1 protein-coding gene and 1 pseudogene are annotated in these 623 nt (G+C 69.8%); both read right to left on the bottom strand.

Features of this window, described 5'->3' with window-relative positions; translation table 11 throughout:
• Positions 1–300 (bottom strand): annotated as a pseudogene (locus AC1DYI_RS37865) (DMT family transporter); the annotation flags it as partial.
• Positions 297–623, bottom strand: a 327-nt coding sequence (locus AC1DYI_RS37860; RefSeq protein ID WP_477209185.1) for a PHP domain-containing protein, incomplete at its 5' end; no start/stop codon positions are given. The gene AC1DYI_RS37860 and the pseudogene AC1DYI_RS37865, both read right to left, overlap by 4 nt.

The following is a 623-nucleotide window of genomic DNA, read 5'->3' as shown; positions in this document are numbered from 1 at the left end:
CTGCTGTACGCCATAGAAGCTCATCGCGCTGGTGGCCGCGAGCAAGGCGCCCCGAATGAACTGGAAGCGGGGATGCGCCGTGGCGAACGCTGCTCGGCCACCGCGCGCGGCCAGCCAGACTGCCATCACCGTCGCCTGGAAGCAGTAGCGGGCCCAGAAGAACAGCAACACCGGCACGAAGCCGCCGAGGTAGCGGCTGGTGCTGTCCATCGTCGCGAAACAGGTCGCGGCCAGCGCGATCAGGGTCACGCCCAGCAGCGGGCGCTGGCGCGGCGGGGCGCCAGCGTGAGGCAGTTTCACGAAACGGTTGCGTCCGTGGCCAGAGCGCCGGGCTGGCCGGCACGGGGCGCTTGCTGGCCCGACAGCGTGTCGGCCCACACCGACCACAGCGGTTCGACCTTGCCCGGCAGGTCGGGCAGGCTGCCGAGCGGAACGCGACTCTCGTCGGGGGCGTGGAAGTCGCTGCCGCGCGAGGCGAGCAGGTCGAACTCGAGCGCCATCTCGGCGTACCTAGCCACTTCGTCGGGGAAGTGGCTGCCGCAGGTCACCTCGACACCGCGGCCACCATGCGCTTGGAACTCGCCGAACAAGGCGAATTCGACAGTCGGCGTGAAGCGGTAGCG

The organism is Ideonella sp. P3_A4, from assembly GCF_056403075.1.
This window is presented reverse-complemented; position numbering and strand designations above follow the sequence as displayed.